Source organism: Sphingobium sp. 15-1 (assembly GCF_013375535.1).
In the GTDB taxonomy this organism is placed as follows: Bacteria; Pseudomonadota; Alphaproteobacteria; order Sphingomonadales; family Sphingomonadaceae; genus Sphingobium; species Sphingobium aromaticivastans.
Window position 1 is genome coordinate 484,456 of the sequence record NZ_JABXJG010000002.1, and the last position, 19,769, is coordinate 504,224.

At 64.9% G+C, this 19,769-nt stretch carries 14 protein-coding genes and 1 pseudogene; 1 reads left to right on the forward strand and 14 read right to left on the reverse strand.

Going from position 1 to position 19,769, the window contains the following annotated elements; translation table 11 throughout:
• Position 1: 1 nt before the first annotated feature.
• The 9 genes from HUK72_RS18420 to HUK72_RS18460 form a co-directional block, all read right to left on the reverse strand.
• Positions 2-1,174 carry an acetyl-CoA C-acyltransferase gene (locus tag HUK72_RS18420; RefSeq protein ID WP_176598242.1) on the reverse strand — a complete coding sequence of 391 codons (1,173 nt, stop codon included), beginning with the start codon at positions 1,172-1,174 and terminating at the stop codon, positions 2-4.
• 56 nt (positions 1,175-1,230) lie between these two features.
• A complete protein-coding gene (locus tag HUK72_RS18425; RefSeq protein WP_176598243.1) occupies positions 1,231-3,273 on the reverse strand; it encodes a 3-hydroxyacyl-CoA dehydrogenase NAD-binding domain-containing protein in 2,043 nt (680 codons plus the stop codon).
• Positions 3,274-3,303: 30 nt separating this feature from the next.
• Positions 3,304-4,386, reverse strand: a complete 1,083-nt coding sequence (locus HUK72_RS18430; RefSeq protein WP_176598244.1) for an acyl-CoA dehydrogenase family protein — start codon at positions 4,384-4,386, stop codon at positions 3,304-3,306.
• A gap of 5 nt (positions 4,387-4,391) precedes the next feature.
• Positions 4,392-5,588 carry an acyl-CoA dehydrogenase family protein gene (locus HUK72_RS18435; protein WP_176598245.1) on the reverse strand — a complete coding sequence of 399 codons (1,197 nt, stop codon included), beginning with the start codon at positions 5,586-5,588 and terminating at the stop codon, positions 4,392-4,394.
• A 141-nt stretch (positions 5,589-5,729) separates the two neighbouring features.
• Positions 5,730-6,824, reverse strand: coding sequence for a DUF2855 family protein (locus HUK72_RS18440; RefSeq protein ID WP_176598246.1), 1,095 nt, complete (start codon positions 6,822-6,824; stop codon positions 5,730-5,732).
• Positions 6,825-6,900: 76 nt separating this feature from the next.
• The gene (locus HUK72_RS18445) at positions 6,901-8,550 is read right to left on the reverse strand and encodes a fatty acid--CoA ligase (RefSeq protein ID WP_176598247.1); all 1,650 of its coding nucleotides are present in this window, start codon (positions 8,548-8,550) and stop codon (positions 6,901-6,903) included.
• Positions 8,551-8,577: 27 nt separating this feature from the next.
• Positions 8,578-10,797 carry a TonB-dependent receptor gene (locus HUK72_RS18450; protein ID WP_176598248.1) on the reverse strand — a complete coding sequence of 740 codons (2,220 nt, stop codon included), beginning with the start codon at positions 10,795-10,797 and terminating at the stop codon, positions 8,578-8,580.
• Between the two features lie 153 nt (positions 10,798-10,950).
• Complete coding sequence (locus HUK72_RS18455) at positions 10,951-11,910, reverse strand: nitronate monooxygenase family protein (protein ID WP_255325867.1); 960 nt, start codon at positions 11,908-11,910, stop codon at positions 10,951-10,953.
• An 83-nt stretch (positions 11,911-11,993) separates the two neighbouring features.
• A complete protein-coding gene (locus tag HUK72_RS18460; RefSeq protein ID WP_176598249.1) occupies positions 11,994-13,277 on the reverse strand; it encodes a TetR/AcrR family transcriptional regulator in 1,284 nt (427 codons plus the stop codon).
• Between the two features lie 185 nt (positions 13,278-13,462).
• On the opposite strand from HUK72_RS18460, the gene HUK72_RS18465 reads away from it, so the two are divergent.
• Positions 13,463-14,608, forward strand: coding sequence for a helix-turn-helix domain-containing protein (locus tag HUK72_RS18465; protein ID WP_176598250.1), 1,146 nt, complete (start codon positions 13,463-13,465; stop codon positions 14,606-14,608).
• A 36-nt stretch (positions 14,609-14,644) separates the two neighbouring features.
• Here HUK72_RS18465 and HUK72_RS18470 read toward each other — a convergent pair whose 3' ends face one another.
• From HUK72_RS18470 to HUK72_RS18490, 5 genes and pseudogenes are all read right to left on the reverse strand, one after another.
• Positions 14,645-15,160 (reverse strand): MaoC family dehydratase, encoded by a 516-nt coding sequence (locus HUK72_RS18470; protein WP_176598251.1) that lies wholly within the window; start codon positions 15,158-15,160, stop codon positions 14,645-14,647.
• Between the two features lie 15 nt (positions 15,161-15,175).
• A pseudogene (locus tag HUK72_RS18475) lies at positions 15,176-15,945 on the reverse strand (SDR family NAD(P)-dependent oxidoreductase).
• The gene (locus HUK72_RS18480; RefSeq protein WP_336950319.1) at positions 15,942-16,730 is read right to left on the reverse strand and encodes an SDR family oxidoreductase; all 789 of its coding nucleotides are present in this window, start codon (positions 16,728-16,730) and stop codon (positions 15,942-15,944) included. Before HUK72_RS18480 ends, HUK72_RS18475 begins: the two are co-directional and overlap by 4 nt.
• A gap of 137 nt (positions 16,731-16,867) precedes the next feature.
• Positions 16,868-17,995, reverse strand: coding sequence for an NADH oxidase (locus HUK72_RS18485; protein WP_176598253.1), 1,128 nt, complete (start codon positions 17,993-17,995; stop codon positions 16,868-16,870).
• 120 nt (positions 17,996-18,115) lie between these two features.
• On the reverse strand, positions 18,116-19,765 hold the full coding sequence (locus HUK72_RS18490; protein ID WP_176598254.1) for an acyl-CoA synthetase: 1,650 nt from the start codon (positions 19,763-19,765) through the stop codon (positions 18,116-18,118).
• Positions 19,766-19,769 lie beyond the last annotated feature (4 nt).

Below are 19,769 nucleotides of genomic sequence, written 5' to 3' on the forward strand. Positions count from 1 at the left end.
CTCAAAGAACCTCGAACAGTCCGGCCGCGCCCATGCCGCCGCCCACGCACATGGTGACGACGACATGGCGCGCGCGCCGGCGCTTTCCTTCGATCAGCGCGTGGCCGACCATGCGGGCGCCCGACATGCCATAGGGATGACCGATCGAGATCGCGCCGCCATCAACGTTCAGCAGCTCATCCGGGATGCCCAGCCGGTCGCGGCAATAGATCACCTGGACCGCGAAGGCCTCATTCAGCTCCCACAGGCCGATGTCGTCCATCTTCAGACCGAAGCGCTGGAGCAATTCGGGAACCGCGAAGACCGGGCCGATCCCCATCTCATCGGGCTTGGTGCCCGCGACCGCCATGCCGACATAACGGCCAAGCGGCGTCAGGCCCCGCTGCTCGGCCAAACGAGCCTCCATGACGACGCAGGCCGACGCGCCGTCCGAGAGCTGGCTGGCGTTGCCGGCCGTGATCACGCCGCCCTCGCGGACCGGCTTGAGCGCGCTCAGCCCCTCCATCCTGGTGTCCGGCCGATTGCCCTCGTCCCGGGCGAGTTCGATCGTCTGGCGCGAAATCTCCCCACTGGCGCGATCGGTCACGGCCATGGTGGCGGTGACGGGAACGATCTCGGCATCGAACCGGCCCGCAGCCTGCGCCGCCGCCGTCCGCTGCTGCGATTGCAGCGCATAGGCGTCCTGCGCCTCGCGGCCGACGCCATAGCGATTGGCGACGATTTCGGCGGTGTCGATCATCGGCATGAAAATATCCTCATGCATCGCCACCAGCTCCGGATCGGCCTCCACGCGCATGTCCGGCGTCTGCACGAGCGAGATGGATTCGACGCCGCCCGCGACGACGACGTCCATCCGGTCGACGATGATCTGCTTCGCCGCCGTCGCGATCGTCATCAGCCCGGAACTGCATTGCCGATCGATCGACATGCCCGCAACGCTGACGGGCAGTCCGGCCCGCAGAGCCGCCGTGCGCCCGATGATATATTGGTGCCCCTGCTGGATCGAGGCGCCGATCAGCACGTCCTGGATTTCCGCCGGATCGACGCCGGAGCGGGCGACGGCCGCCCGGATCGCATGCGCCGCGACGGTGGGCGCGGGGGTGATGTTGAAAGCGCCGCGATAGGCCCGGCCGATCGGCGTGCGGGCGGTTGATACGATGACGGCATCGCGCATATTCATGTCTCCGCTACTGTGGATCGCCGGCGGGTCCGCCGTGCGATCCTGGAAGGTCAGAAGGCTTCGCCCTTGTCAGCCTTGTCGACGAGGAGCGAGGAAAGCCGCAGACCGCCGATCCTGTCGGCATGGCGGCGCAGTCCGGCGACGACCGCATCCAGCCCGACCGTGCCCGCCCAGAACATTGGCCCCCCGGTATAGGCCGGCCAGCCATAGCCGTTGAGCCAGACGGTATCGATGTCGGACGCGCGCTGCGCCATGCCCTCTTCCAGGATCAGCGCGCCTTCATTGATCATCGGATAGAGCAGGCGCTCCAATATTTCCTGCCGGTCGATCTGGCGCTGCGGGATGTTCCGGCTGGCCGCGAAATCGGTGATAATCCGCTCGACCTCCGCCGAGGGAGCGCGCTGGCGCTTCTCGTCATAGTCATAATAGCCCTTGCCGGTCTTCTGGCCGCGCCGTCCCCGTTCGCACAATATCTCCTGCACGCTGCGGCCCGCCGATTTCTCCGCTTCCCAGCCCAGATCCAGCCCCGCGAGATCGAGCATCTGGAACGGCCCCATCGGGAAGCCGAAATCCAGCAGCACCTGATCGACATCCGCTGGCTTCGCGCCTTCCAGGACAAGCGCATCGGCCTGCGCCTGGCGCGGCTCCAGCATCCGGTTGCCGATGAAGCCGTGGCAGACGCCCGAGACGACGGCGATCTTGCCGATCCTTTTCGCCAACGCCATCGCGGTCGCCAGCACCGAAGGCGCAGTCTTTCCCCCGCGGACGACCTCCAGCAGCTTCATGACATTGGCGGGCGAGAAGAAATGCAGGCCGATCACATCCTGCGGGCGCGTGGTGGCGGAGGCTATCTCATCGACGTCGAGGAAGGAGGTGTTGGTGGCGAGGATCGCGCCCGGCTTGACGATCGCGTCCAGCTTGGCGAACACCTCCTTCTTGACCGCCATCAGTTCGAAAACGGCTTCGATCACCAGGTCGCTGTCCGCCAGCTCCTCCATGCGCAGGCTGGGCGTCAACAGCGCCATCGCCGCCTCGACCTGGGCGGCGCTCATCCGTCCCTTGCGGGCCGTCGCCTCATAATTGCCGCGGATGATCGCCACGCCCCGGTCGAGCGCGGCCTGCTCGCGTTCGACCAGCGTCACCGGAATGCCCGCCGACAGGAAGTTCATGGCGATGCCGCCGCCCATGGTCCCGGCGCCCAGAATGCCTATCTTCGCCACCGGCAGCAGCGGGGTCGAAGCGGGAATATCGTCGATCCTGGCGGCGGCGCGCTCCGCGAAGAACAAGTGCCGCATCGCGGCGGATTGGGTACCGGAAAGCAATTGCATGAAAAGCGCGCGTTCCAGCGCGACGCCCTGTTCGAACGGCAGCTCGACCGCTGCTTCGATCGCCTTGGCGCAGGCGGCGGGCGCCTCGAAATTCTTGAAACGGCGCGCATGGACTTCCTGGAACGGCGCGACGAGCGCGACGTCGCCGGAATCGATCCTGTCCCGGCGCGCCCGGGACACAGGCAATGGCTTGCCGATGGCGGCCCGCGCCAGCGACACGGCATCCTCCTCCAGACTGGCCTCTCCCGCCAGCCGGTCGATCAGTCCGATGGCCAGCGCCTTGCCCGCGCTCACCGGATCACCGAACAGGATGATCGGCAACGCCTCCGCGACGCCGACGACGCGGGGGAGCCGCTGGGTTCCGCCCGCGCCGGGCAGCAGGCCCAGCTTGACCTCCGGCAGCCCCAGGCGCGCGCCGGGCACGGCGATGCGATAGTGACAGGCCAGCGCGACCTCCAGCCCGCCGCCCAGCGCGGTTCCGTGGATCGCCGCGATCACCGGCTTGGCCGATCCCTCGATCGCGTCGCAGACCGCGCCGAGTTCGGGTTCCCTGATGGGCTGCCCGAATTCTGTGATGTCCGCGCCCGCGAAGAAGGTCCGGCCCTGCGCGATGATGACCACCGCTTTGACCGCATCATCGGCTGCGGCCTCGTCCAAGGCGGAGACGAGCCCGCTTCGCACGGCAAAGCCCAGAGCGTTGACCGGCGGATTGTCGGACATGACAAGAAGGACGTCGCCGTTCCGGCGAGTGGTGATGACGGACATGACAGCTCCGGATGTGATCGATGATAAGGTTCAGGCCAAGCGGCCAAGGTCGATGAAGCGTTCGAGATGATGATCCTCGTCCCCGAGCTGATGGCCGATCATCATCAGGCGCTTGGCATAATGCGACAGCGGCAGTTCCATGGTCATGCCGATGCCGCCATGAATCTGGATCGCCTCCTCCGCGACGGTCAGTCCGGTCCGGCCGATCGTGAACTTCGCCGCCGACACGGCCCGCTCGCGGTCAAGGCGGGGGTCTTGCAGCGATGCGGCGGCGCGAATGGCCGCCGAACGGGCCTGCTCTATGTCCAGGGCGACCGTCGCCATGCGATGTTGCAGCGCCTGGAAACTGCCGATCGGAACGCCGAACTGCGTGCGGGTGCGCATATAGTCGATGGTCGACGCCTTGATCACGTCCATGATGCCGACGGCTTCCCAGCACAGGGCGACGATGCCGGCGGCCACCGCCTCTTCCAGCACGGGAAGCGCCTTGCCCTCCAGGCCCACCAGACGGCCGGGAGCCGCGTCCAGACGAAGGTCCCCGGCCCGGCCGCCATCGATCAGCGCATAGTCCTCCACCGTCACGCCCACGGCATGCGGCTCGACCAGGAAGAGGGAAAGACCCGAGGCCGTCATCGCCGGCACCAATATCCCAGCAGCCGCGCCAAGATGCGGCACGACGGCTTTCCGCCCGTCCAGCCGCCAGCCATCCGCAGCGCGGCGGGCGGTGGCCGACACCCGGTCGAGCCGGTAGCTGCCAGGCTCCTGATGCGCGCAGGTCAGCATGCGCCGGCCCGAAAGCAAGTCTTCCGGCAGTTCCCGGCCCATGACGCGGCCAGCGATCAGAACCGCCAAAAACGGCTCGACGAGGAGGAAGCGGCCGAATTGTTCGAACAGTACGGCAATATCGAAGCCGGTGCCGCCGAACCCGCCGGCCTCTTCGCTGAACAGGGCGCCGATCACGCCCATTTCCGACAGGGCGCTCCAATGGAGCGGCGAATAGCCTATGGCGGACCGGGCGGCCTCTAGCCGCGCCTCCATGCCGTAGCGATCGGACAGATAGCGTTCGACGGTGTCGGCCAGCATCCGCCGTTCTTCATCATGCTGGAAATTCATGGTCGTCAAAGCTCCAGCATCGTTTTGGTGATGATGCCGCGCTGCACCTCGTTCGATCCGGCATAGATCGAATGCTTGCGGCCGTTCAGATATTCGACGGTGGCGGCGGTGGCCCAGGGCGGCCCGGGCACAGCGCCGGAAAACCCCTCCTCCAATGCCCCCGCTATGTGGAGCTGCGCATAGGGGCCCAGCGCGCGGCGGGCGAGCGAGGCGATGTCCTGGCGCAGTTCGCTGCCGCGGATCTTGAGCATCGCGCTTTCCGCCATCGGCGCGGCGCCTTCGGCCGAGGCGGCCAGGATGCGCAGTGTGGTGACCTGCAGATTGTCGAGGTCAATCTCCAGCCGGGCCAGCCGCGTGGCGAACATCCTGTCCTCGCAAAGCGGCTTGCCGTCCTTCGCCAGAGTGCGCGCCTGATGTCTCAGGCGCCCCAGCTCGGCCAGCGATTCCCCGACGAACGCCGCGCCGGTGCGCTCATGCGTCAGCAGATATTTCGCGTAGGTCCAGCCGCTATTTTCCTCTCCGATCAAATGGGCGGCGGGCACCCGGACATCGGTGAAGAATATCTCGTTCACTTCATGCTCGCCGTCGAGCGTGATGATCGGACGCACCTCCACGCCCGGCATGGCCATGTCGATGACGAGGAAGGAGATGCCGGCCTGCTTCTTCGCCGCAGGGTCCGTCCGGACGAGGCAGAAGATCATATTCGCGTAATGGCCGTACGTCGTCCAGGTCTTCTGGCCGTTGACGATATAATCGTCGCCGTCGCGCACCGCCGTGGTGCGCACTGCGGCAAGGTCCGAGCCGGCGCCGGGTTCCGAATAGCCCTGGCACCACCAGTCGCTGCCGTCGAGGATGCGCGGCAGCCAGCGCCGCTTTTGTTCCTCCGATCCATATTTGATCAGGACCGGACCGATCATTGTCAGCCCGAAAGGCTGGATATGCGGCGCGAAGGCGGCCGCCGCCTCGATCGAGAAGATATGGCGCTCGACATAGCTCCAGCCGGTACCGCCCCATTCGACCGGCCAGGCCGCCGCCAGCCAGCCCCGCGCATGGAGGATGGCGTGCCATTCCTCATAATCGCGCTTTTCCAGTCGCTGTCCGCGCCTGACCTTTTCCGAAAGGCGACAGGGAAGATTTTTCCGGATGAAGTTGCGTACTTCTTCCCGGAAATCCCGTTCTGATGCAGAGAAATTCAAATCCATCTGGCAACCCCGATTATCGTAGGTGCACTTTTGTCCGGAAGCAGTCCTGACGATAATGACGTTATCCAGCGATTATCAGGTAGCAACTTGCCTCAGACCAATGTCGCGTCTCGCAGGGACTGGTAACGATATGGTCCCGTATCAATCCTGGATGCTGGCCATCGCCGCAAATCTTGGCGAAAACTGTCCTTCCAGCACCGCATTATACAGACGCTCCACCTCCTCCCGACCCGAATGGAAGGAGATGTCGAGCAAACCGTCCACGGCGTCGGCAAAGGGTTCCCAGGCTTCGCTGAGGCGTTTCTCATAGCCCTCCACGCCCCACATCGCGACCTTCGCATCGACATGGCCGGGGGCAAAGAACATCGTCGGCCGGGGGCCTGGAAGACCCGACGCCCGCCCCGGGTCCTCCCAGTGCGAACTGCCCACCGCGCAGCTATAGCGCAGCGCATCCTGGAAATGATGGTGCACGGCCGAACGCAGCCGGGCGCTGCCAGCCATGTCGCCGAACACGGTGGGAGCGACGGCAAGCGTCCCGACCGCCTCATAATCGATCACATCGTCGTAAAAGCGGGTTTCGTCGACGAACCCCATGTTCGAGTCCGAGGTCAGGCCAATGATCTGCAACCCGTCGCGGGACCGGTTCTTCAGCAGGCAGGCCAGCGCGAGAGAAGTCTTGCTCGACGCGCTCGAAATCAGCACTTGCCGGGCGCCGAAAAAGCCATTCTCCACCAGAAAGCCGGTGATCAGGAACGAAGTCGCGAAAAGCGGCCGGAAGATGGACTGCAACGCTTCGAGCCTGGGCGATCCGAAGGCCTTGTCCTCCGATATGCGCCAGTAGCGGTTGTAGACCGCCGACAATTCGGAACGCCAGGGCGACGCGTCAGCGAAGCCCGCGGCGGTAAGGTCGCCCACCGTCACCACCAATTCGCTCGACATCGGGAAATAGCCGTAAATCCGCTCACCGGCGGCCAGCCCGTCCGCCCGGCTTTCCGCCACGTCCGCCATGCCCCAGACAGGCAGCCTGCCATAGCCGTCGGGCGCCGGGAAGAAGTCCCAGTAACGCAGCTTCTCACCGAACACCGCATAGGTGATGTTGTTCGCCGTCAGGGCGAAGCGATCGATGCGCAGGCGCGCCTGCCCAGGCCGCAATTCCTCCGCCGGTTCCTGCCGCCAGGCCGTCGACCGGAAATCCTTCCGATCGATGAGAAAGTCTGTCCTGTCGTGCGTCATCATGCATTCCTAAACCTGTTCGACGCGTCCGTCGATTGCGCCATTACGCGGGCATCCCGCCTGTTGAAGCCATCCGGGCTCATGCCTGTCCGCGCCCGTCAGCGAACTGGCGGCGAAGCGCCTTCTTGTCGATCTTTCCCACGGTCGTCCTGGGCAAAGCGGCCACGCATTCGATCCGGTCGATGCGCGCATAGCGGCTGATCGCGCCGCGCGCCGAGGCGGCCTGAAGCGGCGCGTTGACGGCATCGAGCGACAGGGGTTCCTCCCCCGACGGGACGATGACGGCGATCGGCCGCTCGCCCCAGCGCGCATCGGGCACGCCGACCACGGCCACTTCACCAACGCCCAGCACCAGCGCGATGATCCGCTCCAGATCGAGCGAGGGGATCCACTCCCCGCCTGACTTGATCACGTCCTTCAGCCGGTCGCAAATGGCGATGCGGCCATGCTTGTCGATCGTCGCGACATCCTGGGTATGCATCCAGCCGCCCTTCCAGAGCGCCTCGGTCGCCGCTTCATCGCCCAGATAGCTGGAGGCCAGCCAGGGCGAGCGCAAGACCAGCTCGCCCCGCGACTGTCCGTCCCGCGGCAGTTCGCGCATATCCTCGTCGACGACCTTCGCGTAGACGAGCGGATAGGTGATGCCCGCCCCGGTCATCGCGGCGATTTGCTCACTGCGATCCTCGGCTTCCCCGGCGGGCGGCCGGGCGACGGAGATGGACGGGCATGTCTCCGACATCCCATAGCCGGCAACCAGCCTCATGCCCCGGCGCAGCCCCTCTTCGTAGAGCGCGGGACTGAGCGCCGATCCACCAATGCCCATCGTCCAGCCCGTCAGGTCGGTGCCGGTGCTTTCGGCGGTGTCCAGCAGCATGCGAAGCACCGTCGGCACGCCGTGCGAATAAGTGACCCCTTCGCGCCGCCGCAACTCGCAGATCAAGGCGGGATCGTAGCGGCCCGGATAGACCTGCTTGCACCCCAGCATCGTGGCGACATAGGGCATGCCCCAGGCATGGACATGGAACATCGGCGTCAGCGGCATATAGACCGCGTCCAGGCTGATCGCTTCATTCTGCGTCAAGCCCGACGGCAGGGCAGTCACCAATGTGTGGAGGACCAGTTGCCGGTGGGTGAAGCACAGCGCCTTGGGATTGCCCGTCGTGCCGCTGGTGTAGAAGGTCGTCGCGACCGCATTCTCATCGAAATCGCGAAAGGCGAAGGCGGGCGACGCCTGCTCCAGCAGGACCTCATATTCGCCCGCCGCGAAGGCCGGCAGCGCGTCATCCCCGCCATCCAGCATGACCACGATCGTCCGCAACGCGGGCAGACGGTCGCGAAAGTCCGCGAGCAGCGGCAGGAAGTCGCGATGGACCAGCAATATCTGGGCGCCGGCATGCGCCAGCGTGTAAGCCACCTGTTCGGACGGCAGCCTGACATTCACGGTCTGGAGCACCGCCCCCATCATCGGGACGGCGAAATAGGCTTCCAGATAGCGATGGCTGTCCCAGTCCATCACGGCGATGGTGTCGCCCTCCCCCGCGCCCAGGGCGGTCAGCAACGAGGCGAGCCGGCCGACCCGCCCGCGCAGGTCGCGATAGGTGAAGCGCAGCCGATCCCGATAGACGATCTGCTGATCCGCGCTGGTCAGCAGCGCGGCCTCCAGGAGATGGCCGATCGTCAGCGGATACCGATATGCTTCAGCGGCGGGTTCCACAAAGCGAAGAGGCATTGCTATTCTCCTGGCCTATTCTCCTGGTCAGAATTTGTAACCGACCGAAGCCCCGATCTGGCGCGCAGGCTGGTAGCGCGTGACGCCCAGGGAGCCGATGAGGGACGATACCACGACGACATTCTCCTTGACCTGGCGGTTGGTCACGTTGAGCGCGAAAATGCTGGCGTTCCAGCGGCCGTCCGCGCTCACATAGCGGGCCGACAGGTTCAGCTTGCCGATCGCCTTCTGCGAAGAGACGGGAATGTTGAACTCGCTGAAATAGACCCGTGACTTCCAGTCGTAGCGCGCGCCGAGGGTGACCGTCGCCCCGTCCACGGGAATATCATAATAGGCGCCGCCGCTGGCGCTGTATTTGGGCGAGTTGGGCAGCGCATTGCCGGCCAGTTGGATGCCTTGGACCACGACGCCGTTGATCGTCGCACTGTCCGGCAGGAAGGTCGGCCGGGCGTCGTCCCGGGTGAAGAACTCGTCGAATTTCGCGTCCAGCCAGGACGCGTTGAGATCGAAATGCAGCGGCGGGACCGGCCGGAGCTTGATTTCCGCCTCCACGCCCTTGACCGTGGCGCGGGCGGCGTTCGTCACCTGGACGAGCGGACCCACAATCTGGTTTACCTGCAAATCCTTGTACTTCATGCGGAACGCCGCCAGATTGGCCTGCAGCACGCCGCCGAAATAATTGCCCTTCAGGCCCACCTCGATATTGGTGTTGGTCTCCGGATCGAACGGGATCGCCGCCGCGCCGGCGGAAAAGCCGCCGCCCTTGTAGCCCGTGCCATATTTGGCATAGCCGGTGATCGCCGGACTGAACTTATACGATGCGCCGAATTCATAGGTGACGCGACCCCAGCCTTCGCTTCCGGTGGCAGGCGACACGCCGAAATTATTATAGTTCGAAATCGACTTGCGATCATGCGTGTAGCGCAGCCCGGCGAAGAGACGCAGCGCGTCGGTGGGCCGGTATTGCACCTGGCCGAACCCGGCATAGGATTCCGACTTGATGGAGTCCGCGCCAAGATTGACGGTGACCGCGCCCAGCACGTCGAGCGGCGGCGGAAGGATGCTGATCGGCACCGAGATGTCCTGGCTCAGACTCTCGTGGAAATAATTGGCGCCGACGATCAGGCTGAGCGGCTTGCCGGCGTCCGACGCGTAGATCAGTTCGCCATAGGTCTGCCGGGCGTCGTTTTCCTGAAAGGTCGAGGTGTGGTCCACCGCGGTGCCGTCGCCATCGGTCAAGATGACGATATTCGTCTCGCCATAGGATGCCGTCGCCTTCAATTCGCCGCCGCCGATCTGAAGCGTCGAGACCGAGGTGATGAACTTGGCCTTGTTGTTCTTGTAGCCGTAATTGTTGAACAGCTTGCGGTCGCTGACGTCGCCGCGCGACGCGCCGGCCAGCACGGCGGGCACCGTGCCGTCAGGCGTGCCGCTCAGCCATTGGGAGGGACCGGCGCCGCGGTCCTTCATATATTCCAGGGACAGGCGGGTGACGAACGGGCCGTTGCCAGCCTCGATCTGCGCCCGGACCGAGGCGCTGTCGACATCGTCCATCCTGGAGGGTGCCGCGCTCTTGCCGGTCGTCGGGACGAGGTTCCTGGTATAGCCCTGATTGTAATTCTGGCTCACCGACAGGCGTCCGCGCACCCCATTGGTGATCGGTCCGCTCAGATAGCCCGAAGAACGCACCATCCACGGATCGAAACCGACCGAGGTGTCGATGCCATAATGCAGGTCGGCCGTCGGCCGGTTGGGTATGACGTTGATCGCGCCGCCCGTGGCGTTACGGCCGAACAGCAATCCCTGGGGGCCCCGCAGCACTTCGACGCGCTCGACATCGTTCATGGTGGCGAGGGTCAGGACCGACTGCCCGATATAGACGCCGTCGGCATGCACGGCGACACCCGCATCGGCGCCTGCATTGATCTGGGCGTTGCCGATGCCGCGAATGGTGATATTCGCATTGTTGTTGTAGGTGCTGATCTGAATATTGGGCATGCTGGAAGCGAGATCGGCCAGATTGGCGATCTGCGCCGCCTTGAGCGCGTCGCCGCTAATCGCGGTGACGGCGGTCGGCACGTTCCGGATGCTGTCGCTGCGGCGGGACGCCGTGACGATGATGTCGGAAATCGCCTGATCGCCGGACGTGGCCGCAGCCGCGGGATTTTCGCCGCTCTGGGCAAAAGCCGGCCCCGCAAGACCAAGCGCCGCGATCGATATGGTTCCCAAGAGATGATACCGCGCCATAACCCCTCCTCCTCTGTATATTTCTTGATCCTTTCTAGGGGGTGGTGGACTTCCCTCTAGGACGCCACTGTGCAATTTTCAGGTGGCATTTCCCCTCATCGAACCGATCGCCTCTCAACGTCATGTCGTGGCGCGCGCCGGGGCAAGGCGCGGTCAGACCCTTTCGGCGGTCTTATGCAGGCTAAGCGAAAACTGCCGGACCATATCGTGCAGGATGTCCCGCACCGGCTGCACGGAGTCTATCCGGCCCGCCACCTGCCCGGCCAGCGCGATCGACGCTTCCATGTCTCCGCCGAAATAGAGTTGCTTGGCCTGCTTGAACTCATCGAAGGCGGCGAAGCTCGGCAATTGCTCCAGCCGCGCCGTGCGCTCGCTGCGCAACGCCCGCAGCGACGGCCTGCCAAGGCGGTTGAGCAGCACCGTGCCGGTATCGGAGGCGGACAGGATCGCCTGCTTCCAATTGGGGTGGACCGGCGACTCTTCCGAAGCCACCATGCGCGTGCCGATCTGAACCGCTTCCGCCCCCAGCACAAAGGCCGCGGCCATTGACGTGCCGTCGCATATCCCCCCGGCCGCGCATAGCGGAAGCCGGGTGCGCGAACGGACGAGCGGCAGCAGCACGAAGGTGGATACCGGTTCAGGCCCCTTGAAGCCGCCGCCCTCGCCGCCTTCCACGATCAGGCCGTCGACGCCCGCATCCTCCGCCTTCAGCGCTGCGCTCAACGACGGCACGACATGGAAGACGGTGATGCCCGCATCCTTCAGGCGGCCGCACAATGCCCTTGGGTCGCCGGCGGAGGTGGTGACGAACCGGACGCCCGCTTCATGCAGGAAGTCCACGATGCTCTCGTCGCGCATGAAAAGCTGCGGCAGGTTCACCCCGAACGGCTTGCCGGTGAGGGAAGGCATGCGCGCGATTTCCGCCTTGACGATGTCGAGTTCGCCCGACGACGTCTCGACGATCCCCATGCCGCCCGCCTCCGAAACCGCGGAGGCCAGCGGGGCACGCGCGATCCATCCCATCGGCGCCTGGAAGATCGGATAATCGATCCCCAGCATCCGGGATATGCGGCTGTCGATGGGCGGAGGCGGCGGTACCGTATCGATGCTCAAGGCGAAGCTCCTTTTCTGCTATGATGGGTCGGGCCGGTACGCTGGCGACCGCGCCATGGAAGATCGCGATCGGAATATTTTCATCAATCCGTACTATTTTTGTCGAACGCCCAATTTCCTGCGATGATGTCGTTCAGCGCGAAGGCGAATTCGCGGCGGGCGGCGGCCAGATCCTCGATCCGCGACCCGGTCGCCAGAATGCGGGTGAGCTTGCCGAGGAAGAGCGCCTGCGCCAGCAGAGGATCGAACGGATTAAGCTCCTGCTTCCAGCGGCCCAGCACATTTCTCCATGAAATATGCTGGTCGGCGGTGACTTCCCAGACCATGGCCCTGATGAGCGGTTCCTGATCGGCCCGAAGCCAGATGGAATAATTGGCCACGCAATCGCTGGAATATTCGGTGACCTCGCGAAGAAACACGGTCGCCGTCCGGTCGATAAGATGCTCGAAGTCCGCGTCGCTGCCGCCGAACTCCGACAGGCCCCGCCGATAGCGCTCCTTGGACCGTTGGAACAGCGTCCGCTGCGCATTGACCAGCAGATCGGGCACCGAATCGAAATAATAGAATGCCGCCGCCTTGGAGAGATTGGCGCTCTCCGCGACGGTGCGGCGATTGACCGCCCCCGGCCCCTCGGCCTTCAAAATGTCGATGGTCGCGGACAGGATCTTGTCCCGTGTGGCCGCGGCTTTCGCGCCGGTCCGCGCCGGGCCCGCGCTATCCTTGCCCGGAACCGCCGGACGAAAGTCGAGCAGGTCATGGCCAGCGATGATCTTGCCGATCTGCCGGTCGTCGAGACCGAGACCCACGACCAGCAGGAGCAGGCCGATCAGCGCGTCCGTGGCGACGATCGCCCGTTCGGCAGGCCGGTCCACGCCGCAGGTCGCGATGATGTCCTCCCAGACCGCGACCAGCCGCCCGAACCAATTGCGAGTCATGTCGAGATTGGCCGGGTGACGGGGCATGTCCAACATGATCTCGCCCCAACAGGTGGCGCGCAGCCGTGCCCTGCCTGCGGTGTTCTGCATCAGGTCGATGAAGAAATCGAAGAAGGCGCCGCGCGATCCGCCCTGCTTGCGGAACCGTTCGCGCGCACGCGCGAAAGACCGGTCATAGCCCTCCAGCACAGCCTGGGTCGCGGCGCGGATGATGTCGGCCTTGCTCTCGAAATGATAGGTCGTCGCCGCGAGCGGAACGCCGGCCTGCCCGGCCACGAGCCGATGGGTGAGCCCGGCTATGCCGTGCGAGGCGATTACCTCGCTGGCTGCCTCGCTGATCGCCCGGCACCGGTCCTGGGCGCGAACCTGCCTGGCGCGCGTCGCGGCCGGCCTTGCTCCATCCTCCAGAATCGCGGCCTTCCGCCTCGCCAACGCATTCCTCCCGATTTTCGACGATCACGGCGCGTCCAGCGCTCGCCGCCGTCGAACGGCCACCCCCGACCTTACCGCGAAGTGCCTTAAAGCCCCGTTGACTGTCAATATATTTTTATTCTATTGTACCATTTAACAGGTGGCGATGCGCGAATCGCGAACCACAGCCGATGGAGAGGTCTTCCATGCATGCTGCAACGGCAAATCAGAGCGCGCCGGCCGAGTTTCCGCGCAATTGGTTCGAGCGGACGGCGACCGCACCGGGCCCGCAACTCCAGGCCGTGGAGGTTCAGCCGAACAAGGCGTTGAATGGCGCCAACGAGAACCAGCACATGGTCTCCAGCCACTATGCCGACAATTTCTTCGGCACGGATTTCGCAAGGCGGCTGATGATGTCCGCCGGGCTGTGCGAGCGGTCGGACATGCCTCCGGCCTTCATATCCTGCGCCGATTTCTGGATGATGTGCATCGCCAGCATCAATGAGGCGAATGATGAAAATCACGGCTGCACCGGGCAGCCAATGCCGAAATCGAGCTGGGCGATGGTCTATTCGTCGGTCAACCAGATGGAAACCGTCGGCGCCGGGCTGAAGCGCTTCGCGGAACTGGCGTCGATCATCCCGAACGGCCTGACGATTTCCTTCAGCTACAGCGCTAACGTCGCCAAGCTCAGTTACGAAGCGGGGCCGGGGGTCGTCGATGTCGAACGGGCGGAGCGCTATGCGGAACTGATGGCGCTCGTTTTCCATTGCGTGCTGCTCTGGGGCGCCGATCATCCGATCCGGCCGCGCTGCGTCAAGCTGTCCGAGCATCTGGCCGACGCGGACGGCTCCATGGCCAGCCTGCTCTCGCCCAATCGCTGCCGGATCGGCGGCGGCACGACGGTCAGTTATCATCGCGACGACATGGCCCTTCCGCTCGGCGTGCGGCGCTACAAATCATGGGCCAGTCACGAAACGTCGATGTTCCTGGAACTGGTCGGCAAGTCATCCCCCGCCGAAGAAGCGCCGGAAGAGGCGGACACCACCGTGGCGGGCAAGTTGCGCCAGATGCTGAACCACAGAAATCTTTCGCAGGAACAGGCGGCCCGGAAGCTGGGCATGAGCGTCGCCACATTGCAGCGCAGACTGGCGGCGACCGGCGACAGCTTCCGGGAAATCTCGCGGGAGATCCGGGCGCTCAAGCTGCGGTCCCTGCTGGCCACGGACAGCAATCTCGACGACATCGCGGTCGAGCTGGGCTTTGCCGAGCGCCGCAGCCTGTGGCGCGCCTGTCAGGAATGGCTGGGCATGTCGCCCGCCTGCTATCGCCGGATGCTTCGCGCTCGCTGATCGCGGCGCGGGTCGCCGCGATCCGCCGCCGCCCCGCTATTGCAGCAGGAGCAGCGTCAGCCATGTCGCGACGAGCGCCGGTTTGCCGATCCCCTCAATCTCCACCACCCCTTCATGGCTTTGCTGAATCTGGCCCGGCGACCGCTCCGCCACCGAGACAAGCCTGGAGGCGAGGCGGATACGGCTCCCGGACCGGACCGGATTGATGAAGCGGACCTTGTCCAGCCCATAGTTGATCATCATCTCCACCCCCGGAATCGGGTCCGGCGCGATGATCTCCTGCAGATGCGCGAGCAGCGACAGCGTCAGGAAGCCGTGCGCGATCGTTCCGCCCAGCGGCGTCGTGGCGGCGCGCGCGGGGTCGACATGGATATATTGCCGGTCGAGCGTGGCGTCCGCGAAACGATCGATCATCGCCTGGTCGATCAACAGCCAGTCCGAATGGTGGACGACGCCGATCTGTCCGGCAAGCCGGTCCAGCGCCATGCTCGCGCCCGAAGCGGCGCCATGCCGCGGGTCGGCCGGGGCGTCGGCCTTGGCAAGATCAATCATCCGGTCATTTCCTCTTCAAAGGGTGGCTGCGCCCTGTTTCCGGGATTTCGCAAAGGGATGGGATGTGGAAAGGCCGCCGTCGACGACCAGCGCATGCCCATTGACATAGCTGGCGCCGGGGGAGGCGAGGAAGGCGATCGCCTCGGCTATCTCCCGCGCCTCGCCCCCGCGCTGGAGCGGATTGAGCCGGCCGATCTGGTCGCCCCGGCCATGGGCCCGGGCCGCCTCATAGACCGGCTTCGTCATGCCGGTCTCGATCAGTCCGGGGCAGACGGCATTGACGCGGATGCCCGAGCCGGTGAGCTGCTGCGCGGCGTTCTGGACGAGGTTGATTAGGCCGCGCCCCCTGCCCCCGCCCGCAGCCCGGCGACCGAAGCGGTGCAGATGATGGCGCCCCGGCGTCCGGCATCGATCATCGCGCGCGCGCCGTGCTTGACCGCGAGGAACGCGCCGGTCAGGTTGATGCGCAGCACCTCTGTCCAGTCCGCTGCGTCCTGGTCGAACAACCCCGCAGTGCCACCGCTGATCCCGGCATTGGCGACGATGATGTCCGGAACGCCATGCGCGCGCGTCGCCGCCGCGATCATCGCGGCGACATCGGCTTCGTTGCCTGCATCGCCGCGCATCGCCACGATCGACCCCTGACCCGCCAAGCCGGAATCCGCGTGCAGGTCCATCGCCAGCACCCTGGCGCCCTGCGCGGCGAACAGCAGCGCCGTCGCCCGTCCAATGCCCGAGGCGGCGCCGGTGACGATCACGCTCAACTCCTGGAAATCGCGGCTCATACAATCCCCTGGATCGTGGTGCCGCCATCGACGACGATGCTCTGCCCGGTCACATAGGCGCCCGCCCGAGAGGTCAGGAACAGCGCCGCGCCGGCAATATCCTCCGGCTCACCGATCCGGCGCAGCGGAATCGCCCTGCGCAACGCCGCTTCGGCCTGCGGCTCGTCCCACAGCGCCCGGGCGAAATCAGTGCGGACCACGCCCGGCGCGATGCAGTTCACCCGGATATTATGGGGACCAAGCTCCACCGCGAGATTGCGCGCCAACTGGAAATCGGCCGCCTTGGAAACATGATAGGCCCCGATCACGTCGGAGCCGATCATGCCGCCGGTCGAGGAGATGATGACGATCGCGCCGTTCCGCCGGGCGATCATCTCCGGCGCGACCATGGTGACCAGCCAGTGATTGGCCAGGATGTTGTTCTCCAGCACTTTGCGGAACTGATCGTCGGATATGCCCGACATCGGACCATAATAGGGATTGGACGCGGCGTTGCAGACGAGGATGTCGATCCGGCCGAGCCGTTCGCTGGCCTGCGCGACCATGGCCTGAAGCGCCGCTTTGTCTGAAAGGTTCGCCGCGATCGGGACGGCGGCGGTGCGGCCGAGCGCGGCATTGATCGCTTCGGCCGCCTCTTCGCAGGCCGCCTGCTTGCGGCTGGAGACGATCACCGTCGCGCCCGCCCGCGCCAAGGCTTCGGCAATGGCCCGGCCGATGCCGCGCGACGAACCGGTGATCACCGCGACTTGACCGGTCAGGTCGAAAAAGTCCGCCTCACGCGCCATGGACTGGCTCCGCATCGTGGCCGGGCTGGGGGATCTGTTGAAATGCCGTCATCCTGCCGGGATGGCATCCCTGGCGGGCGCTTGCCATGACCGGGGCGGTCAGAATGGAGATGACAAATTGCCTCAGGCCTCACGCCTCAGCCATGGGGTGCGATCAGATATTTTTCCCCGGTCGCCTTGCGCGCATAGGCCGCGACATGGTCGGGGTCCAGCGCTTCGGCAAGATTCAGCGACCGGGTATAGCGGCTCGCGAAGGTGGTGGTGAGCTCGTCCGCGATCCGTTGCCTGAGCCGGGCGACGCCCGCATCGCCCAGCGTGCGCAGTCGGTAGGTCAGGAGCCAGCCCGAAAGGCCCCATGCATAGGCCAGCCAGCGGTCGATCACGATCGGCGCGGCGTCGAGCTGGCCATAAACATAAACCTGCTTGTAGATGCCGGAGCCATAGCGGTCGAACCCGGCCGCCTTCTTGTTGGCGACCTTCTCCATCGCCGCGAGCAGACGGCCGCCCTGGATACCGCCGGCGATCGGATCGAAGGCCAGCGTCGCGCCGGTTTCGGCCAGCGCATCGGCCAGCTCTTCCTCATAAGCCGCGCTTTCGCTGTTCAACACCCAGCGCGCCCCGGCATCCCGCAGCAGCGACGCCTGCACCTCGTTCCGGACGATGTTCACCAGCGGGATGCCGTCCTTGATGCAAATCCGATTCAGCATCTGCCCCAGGTTGGACGCCGCCGCGAAATGCACGATCGCCTTGTGCCCCTCCGCCTTCATCGTCTCCACGAAACACAAGGCCGTCAGCGGATTGACGAACATCGAGGCGCCGTCGACCACGGTGGCGCCATCGGGAATCGGCATGCAATGGGCCGCGTCGATCACCCGATATTGCGCGTACATGCCGCCGCCCTGCATGCCGACCCGGCGCCCGATCCATTCCCGCACCTTGCGGCCCGCATCCACCACGGTGCCCGCGCCTTCATTGCCGGGTGTCGCGACAAGGCCAAGCCGTCCCTCGACCGAGGCCATCGCCGCCGCCGGAATGGACCCCATCAAAGCCGGCCGGCCAGCGACGGTGCCCGCCTGCAACCCGGCGGGATCGACCGGGCCGAACAGCAAGGCCAGGTCCGAAGGGTTGATCGGAGCAGCCTCGACACGGACGACCAGTTCATGATCTTCCGGCGGCGCGGCGGCGATCTCGGCAAGATCGACCTTCAACACGCCCGATGCGTCTATCGTCGACCGTAGCTGCACTCCGGCGAAATTGCGTTCCATCTCCTGATCCTCGAACCGATCCTGACAACCGGCAGCGCTGATCCGTTCGGGGATTGGAAACAATGACTTTCGACCGCACAGTGCGGGTAAAAAAATGCCTCGCTTCGGGTCCGGCAGGGTCTAACCCCCACCAACCTCCTCGCCAAGCTTTCGCGCCTGTTCACGCAGATATATTTTCTGAACCTTGCCAGTCGATGTTTTCGGAATGATCCCGAATATGAAGTCCTTTGGCGTCTTGAAACCCGCGAGGTGCAGGCGGCAGAATGATTCCAGCTCCGCCGCATTCACCGCATGGCCATCGCGCACTTCAACGAAAGCGCAGGGCACCTCGCCCCAGCGGGCGTCCGGCTTGGCGACGACTGCGGCGATCAGCACAGCGGCATGCTGGTGAAGAACATCCTCGACCTCGATCGAGGAGATATTCTCTCCACCGGAAATGATCACGTCCTTCGAACGATCGGTGATTCGGGCATAACCGTCGGGGTCCAGGACGGCGAGATCGCCCGTATGAAACCAGCCGCCGGCAAAGGCCTCGGTGGTCGCATCCGGATTGTGGAGATAGCCGCTCATGGTGGCATTTCCCCGGAACATGATCTCACCCACCGTTTCGCCGTCGGCCGGGACCGGCGTCATCGTTTCGGGGTCCAGAACGCGCATCGCCTCTTGCGAGATCATGGCGACGCCCTGCCGGGCGTTGAGCCGGGCTCTTTCCTCCGCCGATTTCTCCGCCCATCCGGGCTGCTTCACGCAAACCGCGGCGGGCCCATAGACCTCCGTCAAACCATAGACATGGGTCAGATCGAATCCGCTGCGCTCGCAACCCTCGATCAGCGCGCTTGGCGGGGCGGCTCCCGCAACCAATCCTCGCACGGGATGGGACAATATTCTCGCTCGCTTTCCCAATTCATCGACGAGCATGGCGTAGACGATCGGCGCGCCGCACATGTGCGAAACTTCATGCGCTTCGATAAGGTCGATAACGGCTGGAGGATCGATACGGCGAACGCAGATGTTCGTGCCGCCCTGAGCGGCTATCGCCCAGGGGAAACACCAGCCGTTGCAATGAAACATCGGCAACGTCCAAAGATAGACAGGATTTTGCGGCATCGACCATGTGATGATCTGCGCGAGCGCGTTGAGATGCGCGCCGCGATGATGAGTCACCACGCCCTTGGGATCGCCCGTCGTGCCGGAGGTGTAGTTCAAAGCTATCGGCTCGCGCTCGTCTTCCGGAGGCGCCCACTCTCCGCCCGTCGCGCCTTCTGCCAGCAGCGCCTCATAATCGCGCTGGCCAGCGCGGACTCCGGTTCCGGAATGAAGCGCGTCATCGATGTCGACGACGATGGGCGGATGTGGCAGCATCGCGATGGCGGAAACGACGGTCTCAGCAAATTCGCAATCGGCCAGCAGCATGCGCGCGCCGCTATGGGCGAGCTGGAAAGCGATCTCCTCGGCCTTGAGCCGCGTGTTGAGCGTATTGAGCACCGCGCCCGCCATCGGAACGCCGAAATGCGCTTCATACATGGCAGGAGTGTTGGGCGCGATGATCGCCACAATGTCGCCGCGACCGATGCCGCGACTTCGCAATGCCGACGCCAGTCTCAGGCAACGATCATGGGTTTCCCGCCATGTCTGCCGCAGTGCCCCATGCACGAGTGCCACCCGATCGGGATAGAGCATCGCGGCTCTCGGCAGAAATGACAGAGGCGTCAGCGGCGCAAAATGCGCCCTGAGCGCGTCGGGCGTGGATTCGAAAAAGCCAAGGGCCATGATA

Bases quoted from the DNA above. Each gene is read 5' to 3' on its own strand.
- HUK72_RS18485 (WP_176598253.1), bottom strand. From the start codon at position 17,995: ATGGAACGCAATTTCGCCGGAGTGCAGCTACGGTCGACGATAGACGCA.
- HUK72_RS18470 (WP_176598251.1), bottom strand. From the start codon at position 15,160: ATGATTGATCTTGCCAAGGCCGACGCCCCGGCCGACCCGCGGCATGGC.
- HUK72_RS18435 (WP_176598245.1), bottom strand. From the start codon at position 5,588: ATGGATTTGAATTTCTCTGCATCAGAACGGGATTTCCGGGAAGAAGTA.
- HUK72_RS18420 (WP_176598242.1), bottom strand. From the start codon at position 1,174: ATGCGCGATGCCGTCATCGTATCAACCGCCCGCACGCCGATCGGCCGG.
- HUK72_RS18445 (WP_176598247.1), bottom strand. From the start codon at position 8,550: ATGCCTCTTCGCTTTGTGGAACCCGCCGCTGAAGCATATCGGTATCCG.
- HUK72_RS18450 (WP_176598248.1), bottom strand. From the start codon at position 10,797: ATGGCGCGGTATCATCTCTTGGGAACCATATCGATCGCGGCGCTTGGT.
- HUK72_RS18490 (WP_176598254.1), bottom strand. From the start codon at position 19,765: ATGGCCCTTGGCTTTTTCGAATCCACGCCCGACGCGCTCAGGGCGCAT.
- HUK72_RS18440 (WP_176598246.1), bottom strand. From the start codon at position 6,824: ATGATGACGCACGACAGGACAGACTTTCTCATCGATCGGAAGGATTTC.
- HUK72_RS18425 (WP_176598243.1), bottom strand. From the start codon at position 3,273: ATGTCCGTCATCACCACTCGCCGGAACGGCGACGTCCTTCTTGTCATG.
- HUK72_RS18465 (WP_176598250.1), top strand. From the start codon at position 13,463: ATGCATGCTGCAACGGCAAATCAGAGCGCGCCGGCCGAGTTTCCGCGC.
- HUK72_RS18480 (WP_336950319.1), bottom strand. From the start codon at position 16,730: ATGGCGCGTGAGGCGGACTTTTTCGACCTGACCGGTCAAGTCGCGGTG.
- HUK72_RS18430 (WP_176598244.1), bottom strand. From the start codon at position 4,386: ATGAATTTCCAGCATGATGAAGAACGGCGGATGCTGGCCGACACCGTC.